3 protein-coding genes are annotated in these 2481 nt (G+C 68.6%); all 3 read right to left on the bottom strand.

All coding sequences use genetic code 11. The features are described 5' to 3' along the window. Positions 1 to 25: 25 nt before the first annotated feature. Genes tnpC through tnpA form a run of 3 tightly spaced genes read right to left on the bottom strand, consistent with a single transcriptional unit; the run spans position 26 to position 2404 of the window. Entirely contained in the window at positions 26 to 1585 is a 1560-nt protein-coding gene (gene tnpC / locus BFL28_RS16685; protein WP_063687080.1) for an IS66 family transposase, read from the bottom strand. A gap of 55 nt (positions 1586 to 1640) precedes the next feature. Further along, on the bottom strand, positions 1641 to 1988 hold the full coding sequence (gene tnpB, locus BFL28_RS16680; RefSeq protein WP_025292355.1) for an IS66 family insertion sequence element accessory protein TnpB: 348 nt from the start codon (positions 1986 to 1988) through the stop codon (positions 1641 to 1643). Beyond that, positions 1985 to 2404, bottom strand: coding sequence for an IS66-like element accessory protein TnpA (gene tnpA, locus BFL28_RS16675; RefSeq protein WP_046406666.1), 420 nt, complete (start codon positions 2402 to 2404; stop codon positions 1985 to 1987). Before tnpA ends, tnpB begins: the two co-directional genes overlap by 4 nt. Between the last annotated feature and the right edge of the window lie 77 nt (positions 2405 to 2481).

Here is a 2481-nt window from a genome sequence, read left to right as displayed (position 1 = left end):
GTAAGCGTGGCGTGAGGACCGCAGTTTATGCGGCTTGGGCTGTTGGCTGATCTGTCTGGGGCACCCAGTTCCACGGCATCAGCTCGTCCCAGCGGGTGGCGGGCCAGTCGCCGGCGACCCTGGCGATGACATCGGCGATATAGGCCTGCGGGTCGACGCCGTTGGCCTTGCAGGTCTGGATGACGGTGTAGATGGCGGCGGCTCGCTCGCCGCCTGCGCGCGAACCCGCGAACAGCCAGTTGCGCCTTCCCACGGCGACGCCGCGCAGGGCCCGCTCCGCGATGTTGTTGTCGATCTCCAGACGCCCGTCACCCAGGAAGCGGCACAGCGCTGGCCAGCGTTTGGTGCCATAGGCGATGGCTTTGGCCATGTCGGACTTGGGCGACAGGCGGCGAAGGGCAGCGTCGAGCACCTCGCGCAAGGCGTCGACCAGCGACTGGCTTCGTTCCTGTCGCGCTCGACGGCGTACATCCGGCGGCTGACCACGCACCTCCGCCTCGACGGCATAGAGCGCGCCGATGCGCTCCAGGATATCGGTGGTCAGCGGCGTGGAGAGGCGCTCGTGCAGGTCGAACACCTTGCGCCGGAAGTGTGCCCAGCATGCCACCTCTGTGACGCCACCGCGGTACAGGGCGTCATAGCCCGCATAGGCATCGGCCTGGAGAAAGCCGCGAAAGCCGGCGAGATGCGCCTGCGGGTGCGCCGCGGTGCGGTCGGGCGTGAAGCGATACCATGTTGCGGGCGGTGTCGTGCTGCCGGACGCCTGGTCGTCGGCGGCGTACACCCACAGCCGCCCGGTCGCGGTCTTGCCACGGCCGGGGTCGAGCACCGACACCGGCGTGTCGTCGGCGTGGATCTTGTCGGTCTTGAGCACCTCGTCACGGATACGGCTGACCACCGGGTCGAGCAGTGCTGCAGCTTGCCCGGCCCAGCCCGCGAGCGTCGAGCGGTCGATCTCGAGCCCCTGCGCGGCCATCATCTCGGCCTGGCGGTACAACGGCAGATGGTGGTCGAACTTGGAGACGACGACGTGCGCCAGCGTCGCGAAGGTCGCCTTGCCCCGCGCCACAGCGCTGACCGGCGCGGGTGCCTGGACGATCTTCTCGCAAGACCGGCAGCTGTATTTGGGGCGGACGTCGCGCACGACCCGCCAGCGCACCGGCACGATGTCGAGCATCTCGTGCGCGTCCACGCCCAGCCGGCGCAGCGCACCACCGCAGTCCGGGCAGGTGCAGATACCGGACGCCGGCTCGTGGACGACCTCCTCGCGCGGCAGATGCTCCGGCAGACTGCGGACCGGTGCCAGGCGCGGCGCTACTCCAGGCGCCGCAGTCTCGACTTCGGAAACATCCCGCTCCGTTTCCAGCTCTTCCAGCGCCAGCTCGAGCTGTTCGATCTCGCGGCCCAACTTCTCGGAGGAGGCACCGAACTGCATCCGCCGCAGTCGGGCGATCTGCCCGCGCAACGTGTCGATGAGCAGATCGCGGGCGGCGAGCGCGGCATTCGCCCGGGCGAGCGATGCCTCCAGCGCGGCGATCCGCGCGGTGGCATCAGCAGGGGAAACAGGCGCTTCCAGCACCCGCATTTCATAACAGATCACGCATCGACGGGCGAGAAAAAGCGTCGCAAAACCGCCGTTTTCACCCCGCCAGCGTCGGCGTGAACGTCCGCTCTGGGCGACGCCAGTCGATGCCCTCCAGCAGCATCGACAATTGTGCCGGCGTCAGCGTCACCGTGCCCGTCGCGGTCACCGGCCAGACGAACCGACCCCGGTCGAGCCGCTTGGAGAACAGGCACAGGCCTTGCCCATCGAACCACAGCAGCTTGACCAGATGACCCCGCTTGCCCCGGAACGCGAACAACGCGCCCGAGTGCGGGTTCTGGGCCAGCACCTGCTGCACCAGTACCGCCAGACCATCGAACCCTTTGCGCATGTCGGTGACGCCACACGCCAGGAACACCCGCGTCGGCAACGGCGTGGGGCTCAACGCAGCACCGACAACACTCGCGCCAGCGCGCCGGCGTCCACCGACCCGTCCACGCTCACTCGGACGCCACCCGGAAATTCGATGCAGATGAGGCCAGACGTGGATGTCGCCGGCTGCGGCGCAGGTGCGGCTACATCGGCCACGCGCACCTCGGCGAATGCCGGCAGCGCAGGCGCGACCCCGCCCAGCTTGCCCAGCCGCGCCTGCTTGCGCCACGTATAGATCAGGCTGCTCGACACCTCGCGCCGGGCGATGACATCACGGACCCGCACGCCCGGCCGGAACGCCTCGGCCAGGATCTCCAGCTTCTCCGCGTCCGACCAGCTCCGTCGGCCCGATACCCGGCCGACCACCTCCACACGACCAGTCGTACGAGCGCTCGTACGACCAGTCTCAGAACCGAAAACTTCCCGCACCGCCCGCGCCCTCGTCAAAGACGATAAGCATCCCGGCTACGGCCAAACGAGCAAGGCGGCCCTCATGCCACGCTTAC

The organism is Sphingomonas turrisvirgatae (genome assembly GCF_001721295.1).
Lineage (GTDB): Bacteria > Pseudomonadota > Alphaproteobacteria > Sphingomonadales > Sphingomonadaceae > Sphingomonas > Sphingomonas turrisvirgatae.
Note: the sequence above shows the minus strand (reverse complement) of the source record. Positions and strands in the feature narration are given on the sequence as shown.